Annotated in this window: 22 protein-coding genes, 1 tRNA gene and 2 riboswitches; of the genes, 4 read left to right on the top strand and 19 right to left on the bottom strand. The window is 67.8% G+C overall.

Going from position 1 to position 25,624, the window contains the following annotated elements; genetic code table 11:
• Window positions 1-94: 94 nt before the first annotated feature.
• The 5 genes from AHIS1636_RS14160 to pcrA form a co-directional block, all read right to left on the bottom strand.
• Entirely contained in the window at window positions 95-1,150 is a 1,056-nt protein-coding gene (locus AHIS1636_RS14160) for a zinc-dependent alcohol dehydrogenase family protein (RefSeq protein WP_264796484.1), read from the bottom strand.
• Between the two features lie 230 nt (window positions 1,151-1,380).
• Complete coding sequence (sucD, locus tag AHIS1636_RS14155; RefSeq protein ID WP_264796483.1) at window positions 1,381-2,316, bottom strand: succinate--CoA ligase subunit alpha; 936 nt, start codon at window positions 2,314-2,316, stop codon at window positions 1,381-1,383.
• 18 nt (window positions 2,317-2,334) lie between these two features.
• Entirely contained in the window at window positions 2,335-3,498 is a 1,164-nt protein-coding gene (sucC, locus tag AHIS1636_RS14150; protein ID WP_264796482.1) for an ADP-forming succinate--CoA ligase subunit beta, read from the bottom strand.
• Window positions 3,499-3,734: 236 nt separating this feature from the next.
• Window positions 3,735-4,742: a mechanosensitive ion channel family protein gene (locus AHIS1636_RS14145; RefSeq protein WP_264796481.1), complete on the bottom strand. Its 1,008-nt coding sequence runs from the start codon at window positions 4,740-4,742 to the stop codon at window positions 3,735-3,737.
• Between the two features lie 133 nt (window positions 4,743-4,875).
• Window positions 4,876-7,239 carry a DNA helicase PcrA gene (pcrA, locus tag AHIS1636_RS14140; RefSeq protein ID WP_264796480.1) on the bottom strand — a complete coding sequence of 788 codons (2,364 nt, stop codon included), beginning with the start codon at window positions 7,237-7,239 and terminating at the stop codon, window positions 4,876-4,878.
• 135 nt (window positions 7,240-7,374) lie between these two features.
• Between pcrA and AHIS1636_RS14135 the strand changes: the two genes are divergently transcribed.
• The gene (locus AHIS1636_RS14135) at window positions 7,375-8,043 is read left to right on the top strand and encodes a hypothetical protein (protein WP_264796479.1); all 669 of its coding nucleotides are present in this window, start codon (window positions 7,375-7,377) and stop codon (window positions 8,041-8,043) included.
• Between the two features lie 17 nt (window positions 8,044-8,060).
• Window positions 8,061-8,133: transfer RNA gene (locus tag AHIS1636_RS14130), tRNA-Arg, on the top strand.
• Between the two features lie 470 nt (window positions 8,134-8,603).
• Here AHIS1636_RS14130 and AHIS1636_RS14125 read toward each other — a convergent pair.
• From AHIS1636_RS14125 to AHIS1636_RS14075, 11 genes are all read right to left on the bottom strand, one after another.
• The gene (locus AHIS1636_RS14125; RefSeq protein WP_264796478.1) at window positions 8,604-9,833 is read right to left on the bottom strand and encodes an ROK family transcriptional regulator; all 1,230 of its coding nucleotides are present in this window, start codon (window positions 9,831-9,833) and stop codon (window positions 8,604-8,606) included.
• A 107-nt stretch (window positions 9,834-9,940) separates the two neighbouring features.
• Window positions 9,941-11,821 carry an ABC transporter ATP-binding protein gene (locus AHIS1636_RS14120; protein WP_264796477.1) on the bottom strand — a complete coding sequence of 627 codons (1,881 nt, stop codon included), beginning with the start codon at window positions 11,819-11,821 and terminating at the stop codon, window positions 9,941-9,943.
• 140 nt (window positions 11,822-11,961) lie between these two features.
• Window positions 11,962-14,271, bottom strand: coding sequence for an FdhF/YdeP family oxidoreductase (locus AHIS1636_RS14115; RefSeq protein ID WP_264796476.1), 2,310 nt, complete (start codon window positions 14,269-14,271; stop codon window positions 11,962-11,964).
• A 19-nt stretch (window positions 14,272-14,290) separates the two neighbouring features.
• Window positions 14,291-15,142 (bottom strand): formate dehydrogenase accessory sulfurtransferase FdhD, encoded by an 852-nt coding sequence (fdhD, locus tag AHIS1636_RS14110; RefSeq protein WP_264796475.1) that lies wholly within the window; start codon window positions 15,140-15,142, stop codon window positions 14,291-14,293.
• A gap of 24 nt (window positions 15,143-15,166) precedes the next feature.
• A complete protein-coding gene (locus tag AHIS1636_RS14105) occupies window positions 15,167-16,363 on the bottom strand; it encodes a molybdopterin molybdotransferase MoeA (protein WP_264796474.1) in 1,197 nt (398 codons plus the stop codon).
• Window positions 16,360-16,659, bottom strand: a complete 300-nt coding sequence (locus AHIS1636_RS14100; RefSeq protein WP_264796473.1) for a DUF6457 domain-containing protein — start codon at window positions 16,657-16,659, stop codon at window positions 16,360-16,362. Before AHIS1636_RS14100 ends, AHIS1636_RS14105 begins: the two co-directional genes overlap by 4 nt.
• Before the next feature lie 56 nt (window positions 16,660-16,715).
• On the bottom strand, window positions 16,716-17,372 hold the full coding sequence (gene mobA / locus AHIS1636_RS14095; RefSeq protein WP_264796472.1) for a molybdenum cofactor guanylyltransferase: 657 nt from the start codon (window positions 17,370-17,372) through the stop codon (window positions 16,716-16,718).
• Window positions 17,372-17,872 carry an HNH endonuclease gene (locus AHIS1636_RS14090; protein ID WP_264796471.1) on the bottom strand — a complete coding sequence of 167 codons (501 nt, stop codon included), beginning with the start codon at window positions 17,870-17,872 and terminating at the stop codon, window positions 17,372-17,374. The genes mobA and AHIS1636_RS14090 overlap by 1 nt, the downstream gene beginning before the upstream one ends.
• Window positions 17,873-18,149: 277 nt before the next feature.
• On the bottom strand, window positions 18,150-18,938 hold the full coding sequence (locus AHIS1636_RS14085; RefSeq protein ID WP_264796470.1) for a C40 family peptidase: 789 nt from the start codon (window positions 18,936-18,938) through the stop codon (window positions 18,150-18,152).
• Between the two features lie 4 nt (window positions 18,939-18,942).
• A riboswitch (cyclic di-AMP (ydaO/yuaA leader) is annotated at window positions 18,943-19,107 on the bottom strand.
• 361 nt (window positions 19,108-19,468) lie between these two features.
• Complete coding sequence (locus AHIS1636_RS14080) at window positions 19,469-20,251, bottom strand: M23 family metallopeptidase (protein ID WP_264796469.1); 783 nt, start codon at window positions 20,249-20,251, stop codon at window positions 19,469-19,471.
• Window positions 20,252-20,255: 4 nt separating this feature from the next.
• Window positions 20,256-20,473: riboswitch (cyclic di-AMP (ydaO/yuaA leader) on the bottom strand.
• 119 nt (window positions 20,474-20,592) lie between these two features.
• Window positions 20,593-21,288: an iron-dependent transcriptional repressor DtxR gene (locus AHIS1636_RS14075; protein ID WP_264796468.1), complete on the bottom strand. Its 696-nt coding sequence runs from the start codon at window positions 21,286-21,288 to the stop codon at window positions 20,593-20,595.
• Between the two features lie 255 nt (window positions 21,289-21,543).
• Here AHIS1636_RS14075 and serC point away from each other — a divergent pair, with 255 nt between their 5' ends.
• Window positions 21,544-22,677, top strand: a complete 1,134-nt coding sequence (gene serC / locus AHIS1636_RS14070; protein WP_264796467.1) for a phosphoserine transaminase — start codon at window positions 21,544-21,546, stop codon at window positions 22,675-22,677.
• A 47-nt stretch (window positions 22,678-22,724) separates the two neighbouring features.
• Here the strand turns inward: serC and AHIS1636_RS14065 are convergent, their stop codons facing one another.
• From AHIS1636_RS14065 to AHIS1636_RS14055, 3 genes are read right to left on the bottom strand one after another with little or no spacing between them, the layout of a single operon-like run.
• Window positions 22,725-24,011, bottom strand: a complete 1,287-nt coding sequence (locus AHIS1636_RS14065; RefSeq protein ID WP_264796493.1) for an MFS transporter — start codon at window positions 24,009-24,011, stop codon at window positions 22,725-22,727.
• A 51-nt stretch (window positions 24,012-24,062) separates the two neighbouring features.
• Window positions 24,063-24,746, bottom strand: coding sequence for a DUF3027 domain-containing protein (locus AHIS1636_RS14060; protein WP_264796466.1), 684 nt, complete (start codon window positions 24,744-24,746; stop codon window positions 24,063-24,065).
• 11 nt (window positions 24,747-24,757) lie between these two features.
• A complete protein-coding gene (locus tag AHIS1636_RS14055) occupies window positions 24,758-25,141 on the bottom strand; it encodes a cold-shock protein (protein ID WP_262106130.1) in 384 nt (127 codons plus the stop codon).
• Between the two features lie 195 nt (window positions 25,142-25,336).
• On the opposite strand from AHIS1636_RS14055, the gene AHIS1636_RS14050 reads away from it, so the two are divergent.
• Window positions 25,337-25,591, top strand: coding sequence for a hypothetical protein (locus tag AHIS1636_RS14050; protein ID WP_264796465.1), 255 nt, complete (start codon window positions 25,337-25,339; stop codon window positions 25,589-25,591).
• Window positions 25,592-25,624: the final 33 nt, after the last annotated feature.

Raw genomic sequence — 25,624 nt, 5'->3', positions numbered from 1 at the left:
ACAAAAGTTACGAAAATGGAACTGGCTAGCTGGCTGCGAGTCTAAGCGGGGCTTAAACCGGGAGTCAATGGGTAGAAGAGCACAATCGTGCCGGTCAGGGCCTCAGCAGCACCTTGATGGCGCGTCGCTCATCCATCGCCCGGTAGGCCTCGGGCGCATCCTCAAGCGGCATTTCGACATCGAAGACGCGGCCCGGGACGATGGCGCCGGCCAGCACATCCTCCAGCAGCTCCGGAATATACGTCCGGGCCGGAGCCATGCCGCCGGCAACCGAGATGTTCTTGGCGAAGAGCACTCCGATCGGCAGTTCCGGGCCGCCGGTGGGCACGCCCACGTAGCCGAGGCTGCCGCCGGGCCGGGTGCAGCGCAGCGCCTGGTCCATCGATTCCTTGGTCCCGACGCATTCGAGCACCGAATCGGCCAGCACGCCGCCCAGCAGCTCGCGGACCTTGCGCGCACCGTCCGCTCCGCGTTCCGCCACGATGTCGGTGGCGCCGAACTCCCGGGCCAGCGCCTGGCGGTCGGCATGCCGGGACATCGCAATGATGCGGCGGGCGCCCAGCCGCCTGGCCGCCAGCACCCCGCATAGCCCGACGGCGCCGTCGCCGACCACCACAACGCTCCGGCCCGGGCCCGCCTTGGCGCTCACGGCAGCATGGTGCCCCGTGGCCATCACGTCCGACAGCGTCAGCAGGCTCGCCGCCAGCGCCGCCTCCGGCTCGGTCACGCCGGGCACGCGGACCAGCGTGCCGTCCGCCAACGGGACCCGGACCGCCTCGCCCTGCCCGGCGTCGACGTAGTGCCCGTGCTCGTCCTCCCCGCCCCAGGCCGCGCGGTGGCTGCACGCCACGGTGACGCCGTTCCGGCAGGACGGGCAGTTGCCGCAGCTGACCACGAACGGCGCGATCACGAAGTCCCCCGACGCAAGCGTGGAGACAGCATCGCCGACCTTCTCGACCACCCCGACGAACTCATGGCCAATCGCCCGCGGTTTTTCGGTAGGACGCACCCCGCGGTACGGCCAGAGGTCGGAACCGCAGACACACGCGGCCGTGACGCGGACCAGGGCATCGGTCGGCAGCTTCAGCTCGGGGTAGTCCCGGTCTTCCACCCGGATGTCTCCCGGTCCATGAATAACGACAGCTCGCACGCGTCTCTCCTTCGGTCTATGGGGGTGCGTCTTCAGACTAGCGCCGCCGGCCCGGCCTGCCTCGGCCGCCACGTTAGAGTACGACGGCGCCTGCCCACCTTTTCGAACGGAAGGTGAACGGGCGCCGTCGTACTCACATTGATTCGGGAACAGCTAATGCCCCGTTCCGGGCGGAACGGGGCATTAGCCGGGCAAACGAACCGGAGAAGGTTCGTTGAGGTACCGCGTGCTTAGAGGTTCGAGGCCTCTTCGTGCTCGGGGTAGACCTCGCGCAGCAGGTGGGCGGTCTCGGACGGGGTCTTTCCGACCTTGACGCCGGCGGCCTCAAGGGCCTCCTTCTTGGCCTGCGCGGTGCCCGAGGAGCCGGAGACGATGGCGCCGGCGTGGCCCATGGTCTTGCCCTCCGGGGCGGTGAAACCGGCCACGTAGCCGACGACCGGCTTGGTGACGTTCTTCTTGATGAACTCGGCCGCACGCTCCTCGGCGTCGCCGCCGATTTCGCCGATCATGACGATGGCCTTGGTGTCCGGATCAGCTTCGAACGCAGCCAGGGCGTCGATGTGCGTGGTGCCGATCACCGGGTCGCCGCCGATACCGATGGCGGTGGAGAAGCCCAGGTCGCGCAGTTCGTACATCATCTGGTAGGTCAGGGTGCCGGACTTGGAGACCAGGCCCACGCCGCCCTTGCCGGTGATGTTGGCCGGGGTGATGCCGACCAGTGATTCGCCGGGGGTGATGATGCCGGGGCAGTTCGGGCCGATGATGCGGGTGACCTGCTCGCCGTTGGCGTCCTTCTTGGACTGGGCCAGGGCCCAGAACTCGGCGGAGTCCTGCACGGGCACGCCTTCGGTGATGACGACGACGAGGCCGATCTCGGCTTCGATCGCCTCGACCACGGCGTCCTTGGTGAAGGCCGGCGGAACGAAGACGATGGAGACGTCGGCGCCGGTTTCAGCCATAGCTTCCTTGACCGAGCCGAAGACGGGCAGCTCAATCTCGGCGCCGTGCTGGTCCTTGTGCTTGACGGTGGTGCCGGCCTTGCGGGCATTCACGCCGCCGACGATGTTGGTCCCGGCATGCAGCATACGGGAGGTGTGCTTGGAGCCTTCGCCGCCGGTGATGCCCTGGACGATGACCTTGGAGTCCTTGTTGATGAAGATAGCCATGTTCTTTTTCCTCGATCCTTAGGCGTTCGCCAGTTCGGCGGCCTTGTCGGCGCCCTCATCCATGGAGGTGGCCGAGGTAACCAGCGGGTGGTTGGCCTCGCGCAGGATGCGGCGGCCCTCGTCCACATTGTTGCCGTCGAGGCGGACAACCAGCGGCTTGGTGGCCTTGTCGCCCAGGATCTCCAGGGCCTTGACGATGCCGTTGGCGACAGCGTCGCAGGCGGTGATTCCGCCGAAGACGTTGACGAACACGCTCTTGACCTGGTCGTCGTTGAGGATCACGTCGAGGCCGTTGGCCATGACCTCGGCGGATGCACCGCCGCCGATGTCCAGGAAGTTGGCGGGCTTGACGTTGCCGTGCCGCTCGCCGGCGTAGGCGACAACGTCCAGGGTGGACATGACCAGGCCTGCGCCGTTGCCGATGATGCCGACCTGGCCGTCCAGCTTGACGTAGTTCAGGTCCAGTTCCTTGGCACGGGCCTCGAGCGGATCCGTGGCTTCCTTGTCCTCGAGTTCGGCGTGGCCGCTCTGGCGGAAGTCGGCGTTCTCGTCCAGGGAGACCTTGCCGTCCAGGGCGATGATGTCGCCGGCGCCGGTCTTGACCAGCGGGTTGACCTCGACCAGGGTGGCGTCTTCCTTCTTGAAGACATCCCAGAGCTTGATGAGGGTTTCGGCGATCTTCGGGCGCAGTTCCTCGGCGAAGCCGGCGGCGGCGACGATCTCGTCAGCCTTGGCCTGGTCGATGCCGACAGCGGGATCGACGGCGATGCGCGCCAGCGCTTCGGGGCGTTCGACGGCGAGCTGCTCGATCTCCATGCCGCCCTCCACCGAGCACATGGCCAGGTAGTTGCGGTTGGCCCGGTCGAGCAGGATGGAGAAGTAGTATTCCTCGGCGATGTCCGCGCCCTGCGCGATCATGACCTTCTTGACCGTGTGGCCCTTGATGTCCATGCCGAGGATGTTCGAGGCGTACTCGAAGGCTTCGTCCGGAGTCTTTGCGACTTTGACGCCGCCGGCCTTGCCGCGGCCGCCAACCTTCACCTGCGCCTTGACGACGACGACGCCGCCAATCTTTTCCGCAGCTGCCTTGGCTTCTTCGGGGGTGTACGCAACGATTCCAGCCAGCACGGGTACACCGTGTGCTTCAAAGAGATCGCGCGCCTGGTATTCATACAGGTCCACGGGTTGTGTCCTTCTACGTCGAAGTCGTTTCTGACTCGGAGCGGGTGATCCTCAGCGGGCCGCCTGAAGGTGGCCCGGGCCGATGCGATCACGCTCCATGGGGAACTTTAGTCCCTTGGCACGAGGCGCCGGCCCTAGACTACCGTGTTTAGTGATCAAGGGCACAGTTCTATCGGTTGTAGAACTGTCACGGTTTGCGGTACGCGCCGGAACCGCTCCGTACAGGGCCTGCTGCCCTAGGCTGTCGGCTGCGCGGCGCTCTCCGCAGTGTCGGCATGGCTCTCGGACCCGGCCGGCACGGCGGTGCCGCCGTCACGGATCACGGTCTGGTTTAGCAGCGGAATCCGCAGGCCGGCCCGATCCAGGTCCCGCTTGAGCCGGGCGCGCATGGCACGGGCCACGCCCCACTGCTCCAGCGGCTTGGTGCGGATCGCGAGCCGGATGGTGATGGACTCGCCGGTCAGTGCCTCGACGCCCCAGAGCTCCGGATCGTCGAGGATCAGCCGGCCGTACTCGCTATCCTCGCGCAGGTCCTTCGCCGAGCGCAGGATCAGGTCGCTGACCTTCTCGACGTCGGCGTCATAGGGCACGGGGATGTCCAGCACCGCGCGGGCCCAGCCCTGCGACGAGTTGCCCACGCGCAGGATCTCGCCATTGCGCACATGCCAGAGCGTTCCATCGACAGCGCGGACCTGGGTCACCCGCAGCCCCACCGACTCCACCGTACCGGAGGCTTCACCGAGGTCGACGACGTCTCCGATGCCGTACTGGTCCTCGGCCACCATGAACAGTCCGGACAGGTAGTCCTTGACCAGGGTCTGGGCACCGAAACCGATGGCGACGCCGGCGATACCGGCGCTTGCGAGCAGCGGGGCCAGGTTGAAGCCGAGTTCGGTCATCACCATGAGCACGCCGATGGCGGAGATCGCCACCGTGGCGATCGAGCGCAGCACCGAGCCGATCGTCTTGGCCCGCTGGGCACGTCGGACCACGGCGATCGGGGAATCCTGCATCAGCCAGTAGCGCGGGTCCTTCTTGCCAACCTTGGCGGTTTCCAGCTTCTCCAGCTTGGCGGTTTCGCCGTCGGCGATCTTTCCCGTGGTGCGGCGGATGACAATGCGCACGGCCAGGTTCAGCAGGAACGCCCCGATAATGATGACGCTGACACGGAGCGGCTTGTCCAGCCAGAAATCCAAGGAACCCATTGCCGCAACGTCGGCGCCATCCACCGCGAGAAAATCCATGGTCAAAACGGTAGGGCGTTATCGGCCCGTAACCCAAATGCTCCGGCCCGCTCCCGCGGCGCGCGGGACAGGGGCAACCGCCCCGTTCCCCGGGACGGGCCCTGCCGGTCCCCGCCGTCGCTGCGAAAAGCCCCTAGTCCAGCTTGGTCAGCGGCGCGTAGCGCAGCAGCAGCCGCTTCTCCCCCACGTCGAACTTGACCTTCGCCACAGTCTTGTCTCCGGCGCCCTCCAGGGACAGCACTGTGCCGCTGCCGAAGCTGCTGTGGCTGACTTTGTCCCCCACGGTCAGGGCGATGACTTCCTTCTGCGGCTGGACCCGCCCTTGGCGCACGGCGGCGGAGGCCATGGGCTGCGGGGCGACCTGCTGGCCGGAGGCGCGCCCCGCGCCCCAATGGGATCCGCCGAAGCGGCTGGAGCCGCCGCCGGACGCCACGAAGGCCGGGCGCCGGGCCCCTTCCCGCTTCCACTCGATCAGCTCGGCAGGCACCTCTTCGATGAACTGGCTGGCCGGGTAGTACTGGCTCTGTCCCCAGAGGCTGCGCGATTCGGACCGGGTGAGGTACAGGCGCTGGCGGGCCCGGGTCAGCCCCACGTAGGCCAGGCGGCGTTCCTCCGCCAGTTCCTTGGGGTCCGCCATCGCACGCTGGTGCGGGAACACCCCGTGCTCGAGCCCGGTGACGAAGACAACCGGGAACTCCAGGCCCTTGGCCGTGTGCAGGGTCATCAGCGTCACCACGCCCTGGTCCTTGGCGAGCTTCGCCCCCTCGTCATCCGGCGCGTCCGGAATCTGGTCCGCGTCTGCCACCAGCGCCACCTGCTCCAGGAAGCCGCCGAGCGAGCCCTCCGGGTTGTCCCGCTCGTACTCGCGGACCACCGCGACCAGTTCGGCCAGGTTCTCCACCCGGGACTCGTCCTGCGGATCGTTGCTCTGCCGCAGGGCCGCGAGGTAGCCGGTTTGTTCGAGCACGGCCTCCAACGCGGACGCCGGTCCCGACCCGTTGGCAACCTCTGCCAGGTCATCCACCAGCTTGACGAAGCCGGCCACGCTGTTGACCGACCGGGTGGCCATTCCCGGCGCCTCCTCGGCCCGGCGCAGCGCCTCCATGAAGGAGATCCGTTCGCGTTCGGCGAGCGCTGCCACGGCGTATTCGGCACGGTCGCCGATCCCGCGCTTGGGCTCGTTGAGGATGCGCCGCAGGTTCACCACGTCATCGGGATTCACCAGGACCCGAAGGTAGGCCAGCGCGTCCTTGATTTCCTTGCGTTCGTAGAAGCGCGTACCGCCGACCACCTTGTACGGCAGCCCAACGCGGATCAGCAGGTCCTCGATGGACCGGGACTGGGCGTTGGTGCGGTAGAAGATGGCCACGTCCCCGGGCCGCACCTGCCCGGCGTCCTGCAGCCGGTCGATCTCGTCCGCAATGAAGCGTGCCTCGTCATGCTCGTTCTCGCCCACGTAGCCGACGATCTTGGCACCGTCTCCCTCAGCCGTCCAAAGCCGCTTGGCCGGGCGGTCGGGGTTGCGCGAAATGACCGAGTTCGCCGCGGACAGGATGGTCTGCGTCGAACGGTAGTTCTGCTCCAGCAAAATGGTCCGGGCGTCCGGATAGTCCTTCTCGAACTCGACGATATTGCGCACGTCCGCGCCGCGGAAGGCATAAATGGACTGATCCGAATCGCCGACCACGGTGAGCTCCGCCGGAGGAGTGTCCGCGTCCCCGGCTCCGGTCAGTTCCCGGACAAGGACGTACTGGGCGTGGTTGGTGTCCTGATACTCGTCCACCAGGATGTGCCGGAAACGCCTGCGGTACGAATCCGCCACCGCCGGAAACGCCTGGAAGAGGTACACCACCTGGGCGATCAGGTCGTCGAAGTCGAAGGCGTTGGCCTGGCGCATACGCTCCGCATAGCCCTTATAGACGTCGGCAACGGCCTGTTGGAACGGGTCCGAGTAGTTGGCCGTGGACGCGTAGGACTCCTCGTCGATCAGTTCATTCTTCAACGCCGAAATCTTGTGCGCGATGGCCTTCGGCGCGAAGCGCTTCGGATCCAGGTCCAGACCCTTGGCCACCAGCGTGATCAGCCGCAGCGTGTCCGCCGAATCGTAAATGGAAAAGTTCGAGTTCAGGCCCACGTTCTTCGCTTCGCGGCGCAGGATCTTCACGCAGGAGGAGTGGAAGGTGGAAATCCACATATTCCGCGCCCGCTCCCCCACCAGGGACTCGATCCGTTCGCGCATCTCCGCGGCCGCCTTGTTGGTGAAAGTGATGGCGAGGATCTCCCCGGGCCGGGCGCGGCGGGTCGCCAGCAGGTGGGCAATGCGGTGGCTGAGCACCCGGGTCTTGCCCGACCCGGCGCCGGCAATGATCAGCAGCGGCGACCCCGCATGCTTGACGGCCTCCTCCTGCTGCGGATTCAGCCCGGCCAGCAGCTCCTGCGCAGTCGGCAGGGCTGGGGCGGGCGGTGCGTCATAAGCCGGGTCTGTCAGAAAATCCATGGTCCTTTAAGTCTATTCGCCGCCACTGACAGCGGCGCACGGATCCGCTCAGGGCCGAGCCGTGCAGCGCCATGCAGGGGGCCAGGCGGCCATCGCCTCCTGCCCCCCGGGGACGGGAGCGGGGATAATGAAGCCATGTCCAAGACTCCCGCACAGCGCGCACGCAAACACGGTCCCGCCGCCGGCGCGCCCCGCCCGGGCAACGCCGCTGCCGCAGGCGGGAACCCCGGCGTCGTCAATCCCTCCACGGACCGCACGCCCCGCAGGGCCGCAGGCAATGCCTCCGCCATCATCATCGCCTGCGCCGTGTCCGCGGCCCTGCTGTTCGGCTACTCGTTCCTGATCGTGATGCCGCAGCTGCAGCAGCTCAGCGGCGGCCTCGCGGTACCGGACACGCTGATCACCGGCTACTCCACCGACTATGCGCAGCAGCTGCGCACCGCCCTCGGCGCAGAGGGCGTGGAACAGTACAGCTACTGGCACAAGACGGCGGACACGATCTTCCCGCTGCTGTTCGGCTTCACCTGGCTGCTGCTGATCGGCCAGCAGCTCAAGGGCCGGGCGCTGCGCTGGCTCTGCTGGGCGCCTGTGCTGCTCTATGTGGTTGCGGACCTGGCGGAGAACCTGGCGGTGGACGCAATGCTGGCCACGGATCCTGTGGGCGGCGCCGGCTGGCCCAGCTTCCTCACCGTCGCCAAGTCCGTGCTGTTCGGCCTGAGCATCGCGGCCGCCCTGGTCGCCGTCTTCGCCGGGCCCCGCCGACCCCGCCGGCCAAGTACCGCCGCCGCGGACAGCAACGCTTAAGCTAAACTCGATCCGTTGCCCCCGTAGCTCAGGGGATAGAGCACGGCTCTCCTAAAGCCGGTGTCGTTGGTTCGAATCCAATCGGGGGCACTTGAAGGCCGACGGCCAACGGGTCGCGGAACGGCCCGGCGCACGCGGTTCTGCTGTGCGTTTGCCCGGCTGCCTGGCCCCGAGACCCGGCCGCACAGGACGATTACAGGCTGGACGCTTAACTGAAGCGGCCGTCGTCTGCGCATCCCCCCACGGATGCGCAGCCGGCGGCCGCTTCATGGTGCTTGACCAGGCAGAAGGCTGCGACGCCCCTGAGCGGGCACCTTCGCGTTCCGGACTTCCCGTTCCCGGAACCCGAGGCCGCCACAGTCTGCTGCTTGGCTCAACAGCCGGCGCCCCTCCCCAGGGCCGCACCCGCTCTTGGACCGTTCATTCCAAGAGATGGCGTGGTCGTACGAACACCTGCTGCTGCTAGATATATAAATCTATTTGATTTACTTAATCAAGTGCTACAGGTTAACCGCACGTGAACCTTGCGGCGTATGACCTTATGTGGCGATTGTTACGCTTCAGTTGCCCAGAAGCAGCCCGCTCGCCCTCGGCGAGAAGGCGTCGTCGAGGATCAGGCAGGCGCCGCCGATGGCGCCGACCTCCGGTCCCTGCGACGATCCCACCACTTCCAGGCCGTGGATCTCCCGGGCGACGACATCCCGGGGAAGCTCTTCGCGCAGCACGGGCAGGCCGAGGCCGGCCAGCGCGTCCCACATCGGCCCGCCGAAGATCACCGTGTCCACGTCGAGCACGTTGACCACCTGGGCGATGGCGAAAGCGAGGTTCCGCGCGGCCCGGCGCAGGATGGCCAGCGCCTCCGGGTGGCCCGCTTCCGCCAGCCGGGTGAGTTCGAGGATCGCGGCGGTGGTTTCCGGCAGCTGCTGGGCATCGTGGTTCGGCGGAAAGATCCCGGCGTCGATGGCCTGGCGGATCAGCCCGGCAAAGTTGAGGCTCATGCCCACGCAGTTGCGCCGGCCGCAGCCGCACAACGGGACCTCGTCCGGCACCGGGAAGTGGCCGATCTCGCCGATGTTGCCGGACGAGCCGCGCAGCACCTCGCCGCCGAGGGCCACCCCGGCCCCCAGCCCGGTCCCGAGGTAGATGAAGACGAAGTTGGCCGGAGCCTCCCGTTCACCGGCCCAGAGCTCGGCCACCACCGCCGCCGTGACGTCCTTGTCCAGCAGCACCGGCAGGTCGATCAGGCGTTCCAGCGGTTCCCTCAGCGGCACCCGGTCCCAGTCCGGGAGCATCGGCGGTGAGACCATCATGCCCTCGGGCATATTGATCGGGCCCGGGGCCGCCAGCCCGACACCGAGGATGCGGCCGCGATCCAGTCCGGCCTCCTCGATCAGGCCGTTCACGGCCGCGGCCATGGACTCCACGGTGCCGTCCGGCTCCGGACCGCCCGGCATCGCGTGCCGGGCCCGCGCGACGACCTGGCCGGTGAGGTTCAGGGCCACCACGGTCATCACGGCAGGGTCCAGGTGGATGCCGATCGCGAAGCGGCTGGAAACCTCAAGCTCAAGCACGGTCCGCGGTTTGCCGGGACCCGAGACGGTCTTCCGGTCCTCCCGCACCAGCCCTTGGTCCACGAGCCGCCGCACCACATTGGAGATGGTCTGCGGCGATAGTCCGGTGCGTTCCACCAGTTCGACCCTGGCCACTCCGTCTTGGGCGCGGCGGATCGTGTCGAGGATGACCGCCTGGTTGTAGCCCCCGAGACGGCCAAGATTCGTACCACGCTGCATGAATGAGTCCCGCTCCCAAGACCTGGTCCTGACTTTGGTAAACCTATGCCACTGTAGACGAACGGCACGGCCGAGGACATCCTCTTTCCGCCGCCCGAAAAACCTTCTCAGCGCACCGGCGCCTCTTCCGTCTCGAACTGCGTGCGGTACAGCTCGGCGTAACGGCCGCCCTGCGCGAGCAGTTCGGGGTGGGTGCCCTGTTCGATGATCCGGCCGTCTTCGACCACCAGGATCTTGTCCGCGGAACGGATCGTGGACAACCGGTGGGCAATAACGACGGCGGTGCGCCCGGCGAGTGCCTCGGTCAGGGCTGCCTGGACCGCGGCCTCGTTGGTCGAGTCCAGGGCAGCCGTTGCCTCGTCGAGGATCACGACGTGCGGCTGGGCAACCAGAAGCCGCGCGATGGTCATGCGCTGCCGTTCACCGCCGGAGAGCCGGTAGCCGCGCTCCCCCACCATGGTCTCCAGCCCGTCCGGGAGGCTGCGCACCAGCGGCTCCAGCCGGGCGCGCCGCAGCACCTCCCACAGCTCCTCGTCCGTGGCCTCCGGGCGGGCGAGGGAGAGGTTGGCCCGGATCGTGTCATGGAAGAGATGCCCGTCCTGGGTCACCATGCCGATGGTGCTGCGCAGCGCATCGAAGCTCAGGTCCCGCACGTCGCGCCCGGACAGCTCCACGGCCCCCTGGTCGACGTCGTAGAGCCGCGCCAGCAGCGACGCAATCGTGGACTTGCCCGCACCCGAGGAACCCACCAGCGCGACGGTTTCTCCCGGCTCCACGCGGAAGCTGATGCCGTGCAGGACCTCCTCGCCGCCGCGGGTATCGAGGACTGCCACCTCTTCGAGCGACGCGAGCGATACCTTGTCCGCCGAGGGGTAGGCGAACGTGACGTCCCGGAACTCCACGGTGACCGGGCCCTCCGGGACGTCGACCGCGTCCGGCTTCTCCTTGATCAGCGGGTCCAGGTCCAGCACCTCGAAGACCCGCTCGAAGCTCACCAGCGCGGAGGAGATTTCCACCCGCGCGTTGGCCAGGCCGGTGAGCGGGGCATACAGGCGGGTCAGCAGCAGCGCCAGCACCACCACGTCCCCCGGCTCCAACTGGCCGACGATCGCGTAGAACCCGCCGAGCCCGTAGACAAGTGCCAGCGCCAGCGCGGAAACGAGCGTGAGCGCCGTGACGAAGGTCCACTGCAGCACCGCCGACTTCACGCCGATGTTGCGCACCCGCTCGGCGCGGACCTTGAACTCGCGGGATTCCTCTGCGGGCCGGCCGAACAGCTTGACCAGCGTGGCGCCGGGGGCCGAGAACCGCTCGGTCATCTGGGTGCTCATGGCCGAGTTGTGGTTCGCGGCCTCGCGCCGCATGTCGGCCAGCCGGGAGCCCATCCGCCGCGCCGGCAGCAGGAAGACCGGCAGCAGGATGAGCGCCAGCACCGTCACCTGCCACGAGGTCGTCAGCATGACGATGAGGGTCAGGACCAGGGAGACGAAGTTGCTCACCACGCCGGAGAGGGTTCCGGCAAAGGCCCGCTGTGCTCCGATCACGTCATTGTTCAGCCGGCTCACCAGCGCACCGGTGCGGGTCCGGGTGAAGAAGGCGATCGGCATCTTCTGCACATGGTCGAAGACCGCCGTGCGCAGGTCCAGGATCACGTCCTCCCCCAGGCTGGACGAGATCCAGCGGGTCACCATGCTCAGCCCGGCATCGGCAATGGCGACGGCGGCGATGACCACCGCTAGCCAGATCACCGTCCCGACGTCGGAGCGGGCCACGATGGCGTCCACCACCCGGCCGGCGAGCACCGGCGTCGCGACGGCCAAAGCGGCCGTGACGATGGACATGGCGACGAAGAGGACCAGCTTGCCCTTGTAGGGCGCGGCGAATGCCAGGGTCCGCTTGACCGTCTCCTTGGAAAAGCCGTGCTTTCCCTTGTCCGACGAATGTGACAGCCGGTAGACCGAACTCCAGGCTGCGCCTTCCATGGACATGCTGGCTCCTAACGATGGTTCATCTGTAAGCCTAGAACCATTCGCGGCCGGCTGTTGTTCCGGCCGGGCGGCCCGTCAGCCGAGGGCGGAACCGCCGGGGACGGGCGGGCGGCGCCGGATGCGCGGCCCGCCCCGCCGGATCAGCTCAGCTGGTCGGCCTGGTGCGGCTCGAACCGCACCGTCATCGCCTTGAAGCCGGGCGTGTTGGATTCACGCGCCACCAGTTCGCGATGGACCAGCGCGTTGGCTTCCGGGAAGTAGGCCGCAGCGCAGCCCCGCGCCGTCGGATACGCCACCAGCCGGAACCGGTCGGCCCGCCGCTCCGTACCCCGGAACGTGCTGACCACGTCCACGAGGTCGCGATCGGCAAAGCCCAGGTCCTTCAGGTCTTCGGGATGGACCAGGACCACCCGGCGTCCGTTGGAGATGCCGCGGTAGCGGTCGTCGAGCCCGTAGAAGGTGGTGTTGTACTGGTCGTGGCTGCGCATGGTCTGGAGGATCAGGTGGCCCTCCGGGGCCTCCAGGTACTCCAGCGGACTGACCGTGAAGCGTGCCCGTCCGATGTCCGTGGCGAACGAGCGGGAATCGCGCGGCGGGTTCGGCAGCACGAAGCCGTTCTTGTTGCGGATCCGCTGGTTGAAGTTCTCGAAGCCGGGAAGCACGCGTGAAATGTGGTCGCGGATGACGTCGTAGTCCTCCGCCATGCCCCGCCAGTCCACCGGGTGGTCTTCGCCCAGAGTGGCCTGCGCCATGCGTGCCACGATCACCGGCTCGGCCAGCAGATGGTCGGAGACCGGGGCGAGGCGCCCGCGCGTCGAGTGGACCACGGACATGGAGTCCTCGACGGACAGGAACTGGGCCCCCTTGGGGTGCTTGTCGTCCGTGTCGGTCCGGCCCAGCGTGGGCAGGATGATGGAGGTCCGGCCGTGCACCACATGGGACCGGTTGGGCTTGGTGGAGATGTGCACGGTCAGCCCGGCACGCTTCATGCCCGCTTCGAGTGCCGCGGTGTCCGCGTTGGCGAGCGCGAAGTTGCCGCCGAGCGAGACGAACACGTCCACGTTGTCCTCTTCGAACGCCTGCAGCGTCTCGGTCGAGTCGAAGCCGTGCTCGCGCGGGGACTGAATGCCGAATTCCTTATCCAGGGCCTCGAGCAGCCATTCCTTGGGCTTCTCCCAGATGCCCATGGTGCGGTCACCCTGGACGTTGGAGTGGCCACGGACCGGGCAGGCGCCGGCGCCGGGCTTGCCGAAGTTGCCCTGCAGGAGCAGGAGGTTGATGATCTCCTTCAGGGTGTCAACCGAATGCGGCTGCTGGGTCAGCCCCAGCGCCCAGCAGATGATGGTCGCCTTGGACTTCGCCAGCATGCCGGCGATCCTGGTGATTTCCAGGCGGGAGATGCCGGTGGCCTTCTCCGTCTCTTCCCAGTCAATCTCCCGGCGGGCCTCGCGGTAAGCCTCGAACCCCTCGGTCTGCGCCTCGATGAACGCCTTGTCCACCACGGAGCCGGGGACCCGCTTCTCTTCCTCGAGCAGCAGGTGTCCGAACGCCTGGAACAGCGCCAGGTCGCCGCCGACCTTGACTTGGAGGAATTCGTCGGCGATCTGCGCACCGCCCCGCAGCAGGCTGGCCGGATCCTGGGGATCCTTGAAGTTGAGCAGCCCGGCCTCCGGCAGCGGGTTGATGGCGACCACTTTGCCGCCGTTCTCCCGGCATTCCTTCAGCGCCGAGAGCATGCGCGGGTGGTTCGTTCCGGGATTCTGGCCGACGACGAAGATCAGTTCGGCCTCACCCAGGTCCTCCAGCGAGACCGTGCCCTTGCCGATGCCGATGGTCGGATTCAGCGCGGAGCCGGAGGACTCATGGCACATGTTCGAGCAGTCCGGCAGGTTGTTCGTCCCCAGCGAGCGCGCGAAGAGCTGGTACAGGAACGCCGTCTCGTTCGCGGTCCGGCCGGAGGTGTAGAAAACGCAGCGGTCCGGCGTCGTCGACCTGATGTGCTCGCCGATGACGTTGAACGCCTCGGCCCAGGACACCGGGCTGTAGTGGGTCTCGCCCTCGCGGATCATCACCGGCTCGGTGATGCGCCCCTGATGGCCCAGCCAGTACTCGGTCTTCCCTTCCAGGTCGGCAATCGAGTGCGCCGCCCAGAACTCCGGGCCGACCGTCCGCACCGTATTCTCTTCCGCGATGGCCTTGGCGCCGTTCTCGCAGAACTCGGCCGGCTTGCGCGCGCCGGTGATCGATTCGGGCCATGCGCAGCCCGGGCAGTCGAAGCCGCCGTGCTGGTTGACCCGCAGCATGGAGCGTACGGTCCGGTTCACGCCGGCTTGGGAGAATCCCCGTTCCATCGAGACCATAACGGCCTTGATACCCGCCGCGGCGGACTTGGGATCGTGGACTTCGAGCTCGTTCTCATTGATGTCATTTACAGGTGCAGGGCGGGCCATGCACCTAATGTAGCTGTCGTCACACGGAAATCCCGATTCCGGCGCGGACGCGCTTGGGGTGCGAGTAGACGTTGATTGTCTCGCCGCGGCTGAAGCCGGCGAGGGTCAGTCCTGTCTCCTCGGCCAGCTCGACGGCGAGCGAGGACGGCGCGCTCACCGCGGAGAGCACCGGAATCCCGGCCAGGTAGGCCTTCTGCACCAGTTCGAACGACGCCCGGCCCGAGACCTGCAGCACCGTCCCGCGCAGCGGCAGGCGGCCCTCGCGCAAGCCCCATCCGATGACCTTGTCCACCGCATTATGTCGTCCGACGTCTTCGCGCAGGCACAGCAGTTCGCCGTCGAACGTAAACAGCCCGGCCGCGTGCACTCCCCCGGTCCGCTCGAACACCTGCTGGCGCCGCCGCAGCTGGTCCGGCAGCCCCAGCAGCGTCTCCAGCGCCACTCCGCCGCCCTCCGGCGCCGGCTCCAGCCCGAAGTGCGAATTCTTCGTGACGGCGTCGATGGAGGCCGTGCCGCAGATCCCGCAGGAACTGGAGGTATAGACGTGCCGCTCCAGCGACGTGTCCGGCAGCGGCACGCCCGGGGCCAGCTGCGTCTCGATGACGTTGTAGGTCTGCCGGCCCTCCTCGTCCTCCCCGGCGCAGAACCGCATCGCGCCGAGCTGCTCGGGCTGCCAGACGACGCCCTCGGAGACGAGGAAACCGGCGACCAGGTCGAAGTCGTCCCCCGGCGTGCGCATGGTGACGCTGAACGGTTTGCGGCCCAGCCGGATCTCCAGCGGCTCTTCGGCCGCCATGATGTCTTCCTTGCGCCGCGGCGGGCCGGCCAGGCTGAGCTTGAGCACCTTCCGGCGCTGCGTTACGCGTCCCATGTTTTCCTCCCGTTCAAGCCTAAGTCACCACGGCAGCGGCAAGGTAGGCAACTGCTGTCCACGGCGCGCGCCTTCCGGGGGAACAACGACGACGCCGGAGGCCGCTGCCAGGCCTCGCATCATTGCCGATCCGACGTGGTCTGCCGGCACGGCGCCCTGCTCGTCGAGCGCGTACGGGACGAGCCGGTGCCTGCCCTCAAGGGGAGCCAGCCGGGCGCCGGACTGCACGCTGCCCAGCGGCGGAAGCGGCCGGCCGGTCAGGCCGGCGAGCAGCGGCGCGCCGAGGGTGAGCAGGGCCATCATGGCCGCCAGCGGATTGCCCGGCAGCCCGACCACCAGCCGTCCGTCGGCAAGGCGGGCCAGCAGGGCGGGATGCCCGGGGCGCATGCGGATGGAGGGGACCAGGATCTGCGCGCCCACCGCCTCCAGCACGGCACGGAGATGGTCCGCGCGCGAATGCCCGGTGCCGCCGGTGGTCACGACGACACGGCCCCCGCAGCCCTCGATGGCCGCGCGGGTCGCGGCAAAATCGTCGGGCAGCCGGCGCGGCGGGAACGGTTTCCCTCCGAGGGCCGTGACGATGGCAGGCAGCGTCGGACCGAAGGTGTCGCGGACGTGGCCCGGGGCCGGGAGGCCCGAGGTCACGACCTCGTCGCCGGTGAGCAGCAGGGCGACTTCGGGAGCCGGGTGGACCGGCAGCCCGTCGTGGCCGCAGACGGCCGCAATGGCCAGGTGGGCCGGCGTCAGCCGGGTTCCCGCCGGCACCACGGTGTCCCCGGCGCCCGCTTCCTCGCCGGCTGGACGGATATGCCGGCCGGCCGAGGGTTCCTCGCAGGAAACGCCGGGTGCCCTCTCCAGCAGCCGCCGCCCGTCCCGCTCTGCGGCCACGCCGTATTCGCTGCGCAGCACGGCCTGCGTGCCTTCCTGGATCAGGCCGCCGGTCACAACCGGCGCAGCCTCGCCCGGTCGCAGGGCGCTGCCCGGAGGCTGCAGCAGCCAGGGACCGGGGCCGGAGACTGCCCAGCCGTCCATAGCCGAGGAGGCATAGTGCGGCACCGGGAGCTGCGCGGCCACCCGCTCGGCGAGGACCAGGCCCAGGCACCGCTCCAGCGGGACGGTTTCGGCCGAGCCGGCAAGGTCCTGTCCAAGGGCGTCGCGGCCGGCGGACCAGGCCTTCTCCCTGGCCGCCGCCCAGGCAACGGAGTCAGGCTCGGCGCTCACGCCCGCGCTGGCTGGTCCGGGTCGGCTGCATCGCCGTGCCGCCGGGCCACCTCGTCCGCAACCCGGCTCGCCCCGCGCATCGCGGTCTCCGCCGAAGCCTGGCCGGAAGCCACCGCCAAACCGGCGGCGTAGCCGACGATGAACGTCGTCACCGGGGCCGCGGGCCGGACCACGCGGTGGGCCGCCACGCCGGCCAGCGCGAGCACCGATTCAAGGTCGACGGGCGTGTCCTCGATTTCGAGGGCGGCCAGCAGTTCGGCGACAAAAGGTTGCAGCTGCTCTTCGACGGCGGCCATCCGGTCCTCCGATGTTCTCCCCGATGGGCGGGGCTAGGCACGATCTTTAGATCAGGCTACGGCGCAGGCCGCGCGATGCCAAAGCGCCCGGCGTCCTCCCACGTGTCCACGTCGTCGGTAGCCGCGGCGGCCAACGGAAACCGGGCCGCGGGCAGGTCCGCGATCAGCTTGCGCACCGAAAGCCCATGCAGGTCGGCCGCGGTGAACCGGGTCAAAGCCTCCCGGAGCGCACGGCTGTCCGCGCAGCATGCCAGCGGCTGGACCCTTCCATCGGCGTCGACAGGCAGCCACAGCCGCACGGAGGGATGGGCCGCGACGGCGTCCAGCAGCTGCCCGGGCAGCCCACCGGCAGACGGCATGTCGCAGGCGAGGATCAAGGTGAGGCCCGCACCCTGCGGCCCGCCGTCGTGCTCCGCTCCGGTTCCTTGGTCCAGCGCCGCTACGCCGGCCGCGATGCCGGCAGCCGGACCGGCGAAGGGCGGGTCTTCCCGGGTCAGCACGACCTTGGGAGCGTCTGTGCCTCGGCGGAACGTGGCCAGCTCTCCGGCCAGCTCCGCGGGGCCAACCACGGCAATCCGCCGCGCCCCGCTGACAGCTTCCAGCGTCCGCAGCAGCAGCGATTTCCCGTCCAGCCGCAGCAAAGCCTTGGGGGTGCCGGACAGGCGCGAGGATCTGCCGCCGGCCAGGATGACGGCGTCATAGGCGCGGTCCATCAGGCCGCCGGGTTGCGGTCCAGGAACTCGCTCCAGGCCGGGGCGGGCCGGTCGAGTTCGCGGATCCGCCAATGCGTGCCGTGCGGGGCGCGCGGAACAATCCGCAGGTGCCAGCCCAGCTGGTTCAGGGTGCGGTCCCCCTTGGCGTTATTGCATCGCAGGCAGCAGGCCACCAGGTTCTCCCAGCTGTCCTCCCCGCCGCGTGAACGCGGCTTGACATGGTCTACGGTGTTGGCGGTCTTGCCGCAGTAGGCGCAAAGGTAGCCGTCCCGGCGCAGGACGCCGCGGCGGGTGACCGTGGTGTCCTGCCGGTAGGGGATCTTGATGTAGCGGTTGAGCAGGATCACGGAGGGACGCCCCAGTATGTGGTTCGGGCCGACCACCGGGTCCCCGTCCTCGGCGATGACGCTCGCCTTGCCGGTGAGCACAAGGAGCAGCGCCCGGCGGAAGGTCACTACCGCCAGCGGCTCATATCCAGCGTTCAGAACGAGTGTGCGCATCGCACATTCCTGTTCATCCGACCACGTCCGGTCAGCGGGATCACTGCTGTGCCCGGCCATGATGATTCGTCACCGACAAGAGTTAGAGTAAGCGCAATTCGCGGCGCTGCGCTAATTCTTTTGGCCGCCGGACCGGCGGCGCTTCCCGCGGACGGCTGCTTAAACCTTTTGTCCCCACCGGTTAACGACGGAACGCCGCACCATTGCGGTGCGGCGTTCCGTGGACGCCTCCGTCGGACGGACTGCTGGGCCAACCGGCCGGCGTAGGGTGAAGAGCTTAGGCGCTGGGGCGGATGAAGACCGGACCGGAGCCGATGTAGGCGTCGGCCAGGGTGGTGGTGTATCCGGTCCAGCCGCCGTGGATGGCCTGGCCGTTGCCCACGTAGATGGCGATGTGGGGAACGCCGGCTCCGGCGTCGTCGTAGTAGATCATGTCGCCCGGCTGGGGCGTGGAAACCTGGGTGCCGTAGGCGAAGAACTGGGCGGGGGCGAGGTCGCCGACGGAGATGCCTGCGGAGCGCAGGGCGTTCTCGACCAGTGCGGTGCAGTCCTGGGAAACGCCGATCTGGCTGTAGGCGGAGGCGACCAGTGCGGCACCGATGCCGCTTGCGGCCACATCGGCCTTGGCGGCCTTCTCTTCTTCCTTGGGGGCCGAGGCGGCCGGAGCTTCTGCGGCGGGTGCCTCCGCGGCCGGCGCTTCTTCGGCGGGGGCGACTTCTTCGGCGACGGCTTCAACGACCGGTTCCGGCTCTTCCACCGGTGCCGGAGTGGAGCTGATGCTCGGGCGGTCGAATTCGAGGTCGGCAGTGCTGGAAGCCTGGACGGCCTCGACCTGGATGCGGGACGGAGCGGAGGCGGCCGCCTGGACGGAGGCGTCGCGCTGGATGGCGGTTGCCTGGGCCGGAACGCCAACGGTCAGGACCAGGCCGGACGCGGCGGCGATGACTGCGGCCTGGCGGCCCACGGAACCGGCGTTGGAGGAAACAGCCTTGGAGATCGTCTCCAACGGGCTGGTACGCACGGGGACGGCACGATGGCGACCCGTGACAGAAGTGTTCTTAGACACGATCAATACCTCTCCCCATGCCTGCGAGGTGAGCTGTCGGGTTCGGATGGGAGTCATCCGGCCATGGGAATTCCGGTATTTATCCGAAATGTCCCAAGACTTAACCCCAAGGGTTTCTACGCGAAACCCGTAAAGTGGTTCCCCCGCCCCTGCCATGCGAATTTTTTGTGCGAACGGACCCCGGTCGGTGGCAGAGCTCGGCAATCCATCCGGAGGAGCCAAATCATGTCTGCGATTTGGCACGAGTTAGAGAATATACGATCACGGGGCATAAGTCACATTCAGATCACAGCGCGGCGACGGAACGATTACGACCTAAGCATCGCAGGCCGGAACGATTCACCAGTACTCGGGCAAAGACAGGCAAAACCGGCTGGAAGTGAATTCGGACACAGCACTCTCCGCACGCCGGAATCATTGCGGAATAACAACGGAGCAGACTTGGCATTTCGGACAAAAGGCCAATGCAGCGGCGGCGGTGTTTTCGCCGTATACCGCTGCGGCCATTTCATGGCCAGGCGAGGAAAAGGTTAGAGCCAGCCCTTCGGATCCACCATGTCCCCATTCACGACTACTTCGAAATGGAGGTGGCAGCCGGTGGAATTGCCGGTCGTGCCGCTCTGGGCGAGGAGGTCGCCGCGGGTAACCTTGTCGCCGATCTTCGCACTGATGCTGGTCAGGTGGTTGTAGGTCGTCTTCAGGCCGTTGCCGTGGTCCACGACGACGCGGTTTCCGTAGCCGCCTGCCCAGCCGGCTTCGGTCACGGTACCTCCGGCCGCAGAGTAGACCGGGCTACCGCACGCTGCCCCGTAGTCCTGGCCGGTGTGCATTTCCCCGGCATAGCCGGTAACCGGGTTGACCCGGAAGCCGAACGGCGAGGTCATCTTCATGCTGTCCATCGGCTGGGACAGAGTCCCCTCGCTGCCGATCGGCTTGGCATCCTCCCCGGCAGCCACCATGACCTGCTCGAGTTTCGTGTCCGGGTCGAACGTGCTGCTCAGGCCGGTCCGCTGGAACTGGAGCTCGACCCCTGCGGCTGCAGTGACCGGCTGTCCGGAAACCGCTACCGCTCCTGCAGCCGCCGGCAGGTCCGTGCCGGAGGCGGCCGTTCCGGCCGTCGTCGGCAGCAGGATAGTCAGCGCCAGGCCCGAGGCAGCGGCGGTAACGGCCGCCTTGTGGCCCGTGCCCCGGAACGACGGCTTCGATGATGCTGCAACCTCCGCGCGGCGGCGGCCGGTGGCTGCGGTGCGTGGCCGCCGGGCCGCGGCGGGAGCGGCTGAACGGCGCCGTCCCGTTGCTCTTAGTTCTGACAACAGTCTTCCCTCTCCTGGAAGCCTGCGAAGTTAGCTGTCGGGTTCGAGTAGAAGAAACTCGGCCCCGCCGGGCATGCGGCATCAGCGGACGAACGCAGCTGGTGCCGAACTCGAGCGAGGCTTCACCCCAAGGCAGCTGAACGGTGCTGCCGGTTGGATGGGTCCTCCGCCCCTGTCGGATCGAAACGCTGATCCGCCGACAGGGTTCGGCTGCGGATCAGGTAACGCCAATGCATCGGCGCCAAGCACCAACTATAGGGCCAGACCGTCGCAAGTGATAAATCCGTTATCCAACTCTGTGGATAACGGATTTATGCGGTGTGGTCAGGACGGAGACCTTCCTAGCCCAGGGCGACAAAGATGTGGGCCGCGACTTCGGGCGGAAGCTCAAGGGCTCCATCGATGCCGGGCACACGGACCGAAATGTACTCGCCGGCCGTGGCCAGCTGCAGCTCGGCACCCGGTTTGAGGCCGCCCTCCTCCAGTTGCACCAGCAGTTCCGGGTCCACCTGGATCGGTTCGGCCAGCCGGACGATGACCACCCGCTGCTCCGCCGAGTAGCCGCGCATGACCTCGGTCAGGTTCACTGTCCCGGTCGCGAATTCGGCGGCGGGCTCCCCGCCGAGGGCTTCGAGTCCGGGAATCGGGTTGCCGTAGGGCGATTCCTTGGGCCTGCCCAGCAGCTCGTAGAGACGCTGTTCCACCCGCTCGCTCATTACGTGTTCCCAGCGGCACGCTTCGTCGTGGACGTAGGCCCATTCCAGCCCGATCACGTCGGCGAGGAGCCGCTCGGCCAGCCGGTGCTTCCGCATGACCTCTACCGCGCGCCTGCGCCCGTGCTCGGTCAGTTCCAGGTGGCGGTCGTCCGAAACCACCACGAGGCCGTCCCGCTCCATCCGCCCGATAGTCTGCGAAACGGTGGGGCCGGAGTGGCGCAGCCGCTCGGCGATGCGTGCCCGAAGGGCAACGATGTTCTCCTCTTCCAGCTCGAGAATCGTCCGCAGATACATCTCGGTGGTGTCGATGAGATCAGTCACTTATTTCTTGCTCCTCGGCGCAGATGGCGGGAATCCGCTTCTCAAACCGACGCACCGGCGTCGTTGTCCCAGAGTCCAGATTAGCCTGTTTGCCGCGGCGGGCAGATAACGGGGGCCCCGCCCCGCGCGCTCTCCCGGTTCCAGAATGCGGGACTGGCGCCAGCTGGCTTACGGGCCGGCCGAAGGGTACGGCAGAATATAGACGGTTCAAGGGCGAACTCCAGTCAACACCGCAGCCGGCCAGGAAGAGACCAGATGAGCGACAATCAGTCCATCAGCATCCCCACAGAACTGCTCCCCCAGGACGGACGCTTCGGTGCCGGCCCGTCGAAGGTCCGCCCCGAGCAGATCGACGCCGTAGTGCAGGCCGGCCGCAACCTCCTGGGCACCTCCCACCGGCAGGCTCCCGTCAAGAACCTCGTCGGCAGCGTGCGCGAAGGGCTGAAGGAGTTCTTCCGGGCCCCCGAAGGCTACGAGGTGGTTCTCGGCATCGGCGGGGCCACAGCGTTCTGGGACATCGCTGCTTTCGGCCTGGTCGAGGAGAAGGCCCAGCACCTCTCCTTCGGCGAGTTCAGCTCGAAGTTCGCCTCGGCCACGAATAAGGCGCCGTTCCTGGCGGAGTCCTCGATCATCAAGTCCGAGCCGGGCTCCCTGCCCGAGCCGCGGGCCGAGGCCGGCGTGGACGTGTATGCCTGGGCCCAGAATGAGACCTCGACCGGCGTCGCCGCTCCGGTCAAGCGGGTCGCCGGCGCCGACGAGGGCGCGCTGGTCCTCATCGACGCGACGTCCGCGGCCGGCGGCCTCGACGTCGACGTGGCCGAGAGCGACGTCTATTACTTCTCCCCGCAGAAGAACTTCGCCTCCGACGGGGGCATCTGGCTGGGCCTGTTCTCCCCGGCAGCGCTGGAGCGTGCCGCGCGGATCGGCGCCTCGGAACGCTGGGTCCCGGACTTCCTGAACCTGACCACGGCGATCGACAACTCGCTGAAGAACCAGACCTACAACACCCCGGCCCTGGCCACGCTGGTTACCCTGAACAACCAGATCGAATGGCTCAACGGCAACGGCGGCCTCAATTTCGCTGCCGGGCGGACCGCGGATTCCGCCGGCCGCGTGTACAGCTGGGCCGAGGCCTCCAAGATCACCACCCCGTACGTGGCCAACCCCGATCACCGCTCCAATGTCATCGTCACGGTCGACTTCGACGAGAGCATCGACGCCGCGGCGATCGCCAAGGTGCTGCGTGCCAACGGCGTCGTGGATGTGGAGCCGTACCGCAAGCTCGGCCGCAACCAGCTGCGCATCGCCACCTTCGTGGCCATCGAGCCCGAGGACGTCAGCGCACTGCTCAGGTGCATCGACTACGTCGTGGAACAGCTCAACGGCTGACACGGACCGCATCGGCGGCTGGAGCGCTCCCGCAACTGTGGGGCGCTTCAGCCGTTTAAGGGACTGTTCTGCGAACCGCTGCGCTGGGGCAGGTACACGATGCGCAGCCCGCGCCCGGCCGCCCTGTCGTACTCGAAGCGCAGCCGCCGCGCCCGCCAGGCCCAGATCAGCCCGATCGAGGCCGCGACGACGCCGGAGATCGCGGCGACGCCGAGTCCCCACCGGGGCCCGAACAGGTTGGAGATGAAACCGACGAACGGCGCCCCCAGCGGCGTCCCGCCCATGAAGATGGCCATGTACAGCGCCATCACGCGGCCCCGCATCACGGGATCGGTCGTCGTCTGCACGTACGCGTTGGCGCTGGTCATGATGGTCAGCGACGAGACACCGACCAGTACCAGGGTGGCGCCGAAGAGCCAGGCATTGGGCATCAGCGCCGCCGCGGTGCAGGTGACCGCGAAGAGCGCCGAGGCGCCGAAAACGTAGCGCAGCCGCGGCCGCTCGCGCCGGGCCGAGAGCAGGGCGCCTGCCACGGACCCGACGGCCATCACCGAGGACAGCAGGCCGAAATCGCCGGCATGGCCGCCGAACTCGGTCCGCGCCATCCCCGCGATATAGATCGCGAAGTTCAGGCCGAACGTGCCGATAATGAAGATCGCCCACATCACCACCATCAGATCCGGCCGGTGGCGCACGTAGCGGAAGCCTTCGCGGATCTTGCCCTTGCCCTTCGGGGCCCTCGGCAGCACCCTCAGCTCGGAATCGCGGATGGCCAGCAGCGCTGCGATGAGCGCGGCGAAAGTCGCCGCATTGACCAGGAACACCCAACCCGGCCCAACGGCCACGGTCAGGACACCGGCCACCGCCGGACCCACCATCCGGGCCAGGTTGAAGGAGGTGCTGTTCAGCGCCACGGCGTTGGGCAGGAAGTCGTCGCGCACCAGTTCGGAGACGAAGGTCTGCCGCGCGGGGGCGTCCACCGACGAGACGATGCCAAGGGCCAGGGCGAACGCGTAGACGTGCCAGAGTTCGGCCACCTGGGCGATGACCATCAGCCCCAGCCCCAACCCCAGCAGCGCCATGCTCAGCTGGGTGGCCATCAGGATCTTCCGCCGGTCGAACCGGTCCGCGATCAGCCCGGACCACGGCGCCATAAGCAGCTGCGGCCCCAACTGCAGCGCCATCACGATACCCATCGCGGCGGCGTCGCGCTCGGTCAGGATGTCATAGACCAGCCAGTCCTGGGCCGTCCGCTGCATCCACGTGCCGATGTTGGACACGATGGCGCCGATAAACCAGATCCGGTAGTTGAAGAACTGCAGGGATCGGAACATCGAGCTCACTTTCCCCTCCTCCTGCAGGACTCATCGCGGACGGCCAGGTGGCTATCCGTTGGCCTCCGGCGCCTCGTCGGCGGGCTCGGCGGCATCAGCCGCTCCATCGGGCTGCCCGGCTGCGGATCCGGGCTCCTGCACCACGGGGCCGTCCCCGGAGCCGTCTTCCGGCGCCTCCGGGTCTTCTTCGCCAACGACGGCGGCGTCCGAAGTTTCGTCTGAAACGTCCTCTGCCGGGGGTACTGCGCTCCCGGCGGCGCCCTCGGTGGAGGTCCCGGACGTTTCGCCGTCCGCGCCGGCCTCCGCCGTTTCGCCTTCCGCTGCTTCCGCTTGGGTTTCCGCTTCTTCGGCTTCCTGGGCCTCCGCCGCTTCCTCCGGGCGGACTCGCTCTGCCCACGGCACCCAGTCCGGCGCCAGCAGTGACTCGCCGGACGGCAGCAGCCCTACCTCGCATACCGTCACGTGCTTGCTCCGCGGCGCCCGTGCCACCGAGGCGAACCACTGCCATCCGCCGTACCCGGGGACCCGCGCTTCAAAGCGGTGCACCACCAGCCGCTCGCCCTCGGCCACGGCGCTGACGTGCCGCCCTACCTGCTCGGCGGGGGCGATCTCCAGCACGCCCTGGCGGGCTCGCTCGGTGGCTTCCGCCAGCACCGCGTCAAGCTTCGGCGCACGCTGGTAGACGCGCCGTTTCGGGGCTGGCGCGGCCGCTGTCTCCGGTTCGGGATTGGTCATCGGCTCGGCGGCTACGCGTCCAGGTCGTCGGCGACCCGGCGCAGCACCGCGGCAACCTTGGCCGCATGCGCCTTCTCCGGATACCGGCCCTTGCGGAGGCCGTTGGAAATGGCATCCAGCAGCTTAATCAGGTCCTCGGTGATGACCGCCATGTCTTCGGCCGGCTTCCGCGTGGCCTTGGCAACCGACGGTTTGGCGTCGATGATCCGCACGGACAGTGCCTGCGCGCCGCGCCGGCCTTCGGCGATGCCGAACTCCATCCGGGTTCCGGCCTTGACCTCTTTCACCCCGGCGGGCAAAGCCGAGGCATGCAGGAAGACTTCCTGGCCTTCGTCTGTGGCCAGGAAGCCGAAACCCTTCTCAGTGTCGAACCACTTCACCTTGCCGATTGGCACTTGAGCTACCTCGTTCTACGGTTTGATGCACCGGCTTCTCGCCCGGTGCTGCCTTGCTGTTCCGTCCTGGTTCCGGCCGCCGGCGCGCTGTTGCACCGGCTCCGTCGCGGACGGGAAGTCTGTATCTAGATTAGCCTGTCCGGCTGCCCCTTCCGCGACTTTGCCGGCATCATGTCCGCTGTTAGCGTTATGGGCATGTCCGGCCATGCCCCCGTTCCCCCGCCCGGCCGCAGCTCCGAGGCCGGCAAGCTGCTCGTCACGGTAATCCTGCTGGCCGCAGTAATCTCTGCCGCCGGCATCGTCAGCCTGGCCGTTATCCTGGTCGGAGCGCTCTTCGGCGCCGAAACATGGCCCGGCTTCGTGGGCATCGCCTGGGTCGGGTTTCCCGTCGCCTTCCTGCTGATGGCTGCCATGGTCATCCGTAACATTCGCCGCCGCCGCAGCCTCTGACCGACGGGCATCCCGGCCGCCCGTTACATTTAT

This window comes from Arthrobacter mangrovi, from assembly GCF_026011795.1.
Lineage (GTDB): Bacteria > Actinomycetota > Actinomycetes > Actinomycetales > Micrococcaceae > Crystallibacter > Crystallibacter mangrovi.
The sequence above is the reverse complement of the archived record's forward strand: the minus strand, read 5'-3'. Positions and strand labels throughout refer to the sequence as shown.